General features: G+C 61.8%; 3 protein-coding genes and 1 pseudogene. All 4 read left to right on the top strand.

Going from position 1 to position 3,461, the window contains the following annotated elements:
- Positions 1–193 precede the first annotated feature (193 nt).
- The gene (locus EN884_RS30115) at positions 194–1,078 is read left to right on the top strand and encodes a methylenetetrahydrofolate reductase (protein WP_063170324.1); all 885 of its coding nucleotides are present in this window, start codon (positions 194–196) and stop codon (positions 1,076–1,078) included.
- Positions 1,075–1,941, top strand: a complete 867-nt coding sequence (purU, locus tag EN884_RS30120) for a formyltetrahydrofolate deformylase (protein ID WP_013529881.1) — start codon at positions 1,075–1,077, stop codon at positions 1,939–1,941. Before EN884_RS30115 ends, purU begins: the two co-directional genes overlap by 4 nt.
- A 55-nt stretch (positions 1,942–1,996) precedes the next feature.
- Positions 1,997–3,202: an aminotransferase class V-fold PLP-dependent enzyme gene (locus EN884_RS30125; RefSeq protein WP_063168886.1), complete on the top strand. Its 1,206-nt coding sequence runs from the start codon at positions 1,997–1,999 to the stop codon at positions 3,200–3,202.
- A 13-nt stretch (positions 3,203–3,215) separates the two neighbouring features.
- Positions 3,216–3,461, top strand: a pseudogene (locus tag EN884_RS30130) (D-glycerate dehydrogenase); the annotation flags it as partial.

A 3,461-nucleotide genomic window follows, 5' to 3' on the forward strand; every position in this document is an offset into this window, starting at 1 on the left:
GGCTGCCGTTCCTGTCGCTCAAACGCGCCGCCAACGGGTAGCGAAACGCTGTTTCAGAACTGAGAGTCCTGTCGTTGCATCCTCCCGTGACGACAAGCCGGGCAGCTGGTCTGCCCGGCTCCCATTGCCGCGGCCTACGGTGCCGCGAAATCGTGAAGCTGGTCGGGAGAGACCTGGAAAGATCATGAACGACATGCGCCAAGAGCTTATCCAGACGCGAGGTTCGGCTACATTTGTGTTCGACGCGGAGGTGTCGATCGAACTGGCACCGGCGCAGGCACGCACCTTTGCGCCACCAGCCGACTGCTTCCCGCTTGGCTCGCGCGTCTTTCTTACTCACCTTCCCGGCAAGCCCGAGGCTTTGCAAATCGAAGCAGCGCGCCGGATCAAGGAGTTGGGCTTTGTGCCGGTGCCACATCTGGGCGCGCGGAACTTCAATTCGGAGCAGGACTATGTCGATCTTGTCACCGCCCACAGTCGAAACGGGATAAGCGAAGCGCTCTTTCTTGGCGGCAATCCGGCTCTCTTTCCGGGGCCGTTGGGAGAGGCAACCCAGTTGCTCGCCCATCCCGTGGTCAAAGACAGTGCGATACGAACCGCCTTCGTTGCCGGCTATCCGGAAGGGCATCCAAGCATCGTCGAAGCCGTGCTGACGGACGCATTGCGGCGCAAGCTCGACATCTGTGCCGAGCGGTCGCTGGAAGCCAGGGTCGTATCGCAATTCGCCTTCGATGGCGACATGATCGCCGCCTGGGCGAGCAGTCTGCATACGGCGCATCCCGGGCTGCCGGTTCATGTTGGTCTGGCCGGTGTGACCAGCCTTACCAAACTCATCCGGTTCGCCATGATGTGCGGTGTCGGCCCTTCGATCGCGGCGCTGCGGCGTTCCGCCAGCGGCCTCTTCAACATCGTGGCCGACCGGAACCCAGCCGAGATCTTACAAACCATGGCGGCAAGCTACCCGGCGCCGACCGCGCCACTACACCTCCATTTCTTCCCATTCGGCGGATGGGAAAAGACGCTTGCCTGGTTCGCCGATTATCGCGAGGCGTGCTGGCCGCGGGTCAACGAACGATGAATTGTGCAGCGCTTCGACTGTCGTTCATTCTGACGCTGTCCTGCGAAGACCAGGCCGGGATCGTAGCGGCAGTGACGACCGAACTCGCCAACCTTGGCACGAACATTGCTGAAAGCAGCCAGCATTGGGACAGGGCCTCGAACCGTTTCTTCATGCGCATTGCCTTTTCGGCGCCCGCCTGGGTGTCTGCCGATGCCATCACCAAGGGACTTGCGCCTGTGGTGGATCGCTTCGGCCTGAGCAGCCGCCTGCTTGAGCGGAGCCGTCGGCCGAAAATCGTCATCATGGTCTCGAAGTTTGACCATGCATTGCTTCACCTCATCTACCAGATCCGTGTTGGCTGGCTCGAAGCCGAGGTCGCAGCGATCATCTCCAACCACGAAGACAGCCGCGAAACTGCGGCATGGGCTGGCATTCCCTACCACGTCTTGCCCATCTCGAAGGAGAACAAGCAGGAACAGGAAGGCCGGATACTGGCGGTGATCGAGGACGTCGGCGCCGACCTCGTCGTCCTGGCTCGCTACATGCAAGTGTATTCCGACGACCTCGCGGGGCGCCTGTTCGGCAAGGTCATCAACATCCACCATTCGTTCCTGCCAAGCTTCAAGGGCGCGCGGCCGTATCACCAGGCTTTCGAGCACGGAGTGAAGCTGATCGGCGCCACGGCTCACTATGTGACCGCCCAACTCGACGAGGGGCCGATCATCGAGCAGGAAACCGAGCGGGTAACGCATTCCATGAGCGTCGAGGATTTTATCGCGGCCGGCCGTGACATCGAAAGCCGCGTTCTGGCGCGTGCGATCAAACGGCACCTCGAAGCCCGCGTGATGATCAACGGACGAAAAACGGTTGTGTTCGCGTAAGGCGGCAACACCGACCCGTGTGTGGCGATGCTCATATCAACAGGAGAACCAGATCATGAAAAATGGAACGGCGCATCTCTTTATCCCGGGTCCGACCAACATTCCCGACGCTGTGCGGCGGGCCATGAACGTGCCGATGCAGGATATGCGCGCACCGGATTTTCCGGAACTGGTGCTGCCCTTGTTTCGCGACCTGAAGCAGATCTTCAAGACCGAAACCGGCAGCGTCTTCATCTTTCCGGGCTCAGGCACCGGCGCCTGGGAAGCGGCAATCTCCAACACGCTCAGCCGCGGCGACCGGGTGCTGATGTCGCGCTTCGGCCAGTTCTCGCACCTGTGGGTCGACATGGCCGAGCGCCTTGGACTTGAGGTCGATTGCATCGATGTCGAATGGGGTGAGGGGGTTCCGCTCGACGCCTATCGGCAACGGCTGGGCGACGACAAGGGCAGCAAGATCAAGGCGGTATTCGCCACCCACAACGAGACCGCGACCGGCGTGACGTCCGACGTCGCCGGCGTGCGTGCCGCGCTCGACGAAACGGCTCACGATGCGCTGCTGTTCGTCGACGGCGTCAGTTCGATCGGCTCGATCGATTTCCGGATGGACGAATGGGGCGTCGACCTCGCCATCACCGGTTCGCAGAAAGGGCTGATGCTGCCTGCCGGTCTCGGCATCCTGGCGGTGAGCGCCAAGGGTCTGGAAGCGCACAAGCAGTCGCGCATGGAGCGTTGCTATTTCAGCTTCGAGGATATGCAGGCTTCGTCCAAGACCGGCTTCTTCCCCTATACGCCGCCAACGCAGTTGCTGCTTGGCCTGAGAGCCAGCCTCGACCTTATCTTTGCCGAGGGACTGGAGCAGATTTTTGCCCGGCACCACCGGCTCGCCGAAGGTGTGCGCCGCGGCGTGCATGCGTGGGGACTAAAGCTCTGCGCCAACGAGGAAAAATGGTGGTCGGATACGGTTTCGGCGATCGTCGTCCCCGAGGATGTCGATGCCAGACAGGTCATCGCCAACGGATATTCCAGATATCGCACATCCTTCGGCGCGGGCCTCAGCAAGGTGGCTGGCCGCGTGTTCCGCATCGGCCATCTCGGCGACCTCAACGAGGTCATGTGCCTCGCCGCCCTGGCCTCGGCGGAAATGTCGTTACGCGACGCCGGAGCCCGAATCGAGGCCGGCTCCGGTGTTGCCGCTGCGCAGGAATGGTACCGCGCCGAGATCGGCCGGACCTTGCAGCCGCGGCACGAACGCGCGGCTTGAGAGGATCGTAGCCATGAGCAAACCGAAGGTAATCGTTACCCGGCGCTGGCCGCATGAGGTCGAACAGCGCCTTGGCGACCATTTCGATGTCACGCTGAATGAAGCCGATCGGCCCTATGAGCAACAAGAGCTTCGCCAGGCCCTGCTGCTTGCCGATGCCGTGCTGCCGACCGTAACCGATCGGCTTGGCGCGGATCTCTTTGCAGGCGGGGTCAGGGCAAGAATACTTGGCAATTTCGGTGTCGGCTTCAACCACATC

Origin of the sequence: Mesorhizobium sp. M7A.F.Ca.AU.001.01.1.1, assembly GCF_004022735.1 — a bacterium.
Classification (GTDB): domain Bacteria; phylum Pseudomonadota; class Alphaproteobacteria; order Rhizobiales; family Rhizobiaceae; genus Mesorhizobium; species Mesorhizobium ciceri.

Excerpts from the sequence above, each read along its gene's own strand:
- purU (WP_013529881.1), top strand. The coding sequence starts at position 1,075 with ATGAATTGTGCAGCGCTTCGACTGTCGTTCATTCTGACGCTGTCCTGC.
- EN884_RS30115 (WP_063170324.1), top strand. The coding sequence starts at position 194 with ATGCGCCAAGAGCTTATCCAGACGCGAGGTTCGGCTACATTTGTGTTC.
- EN884_RS30125 (WP_063168886.1), top strand. The coding sequence starts at position 1,997 with ATGAAAAATGGAACGGCGCATCTCTTTATCCCGGGTCCGACCAACATT.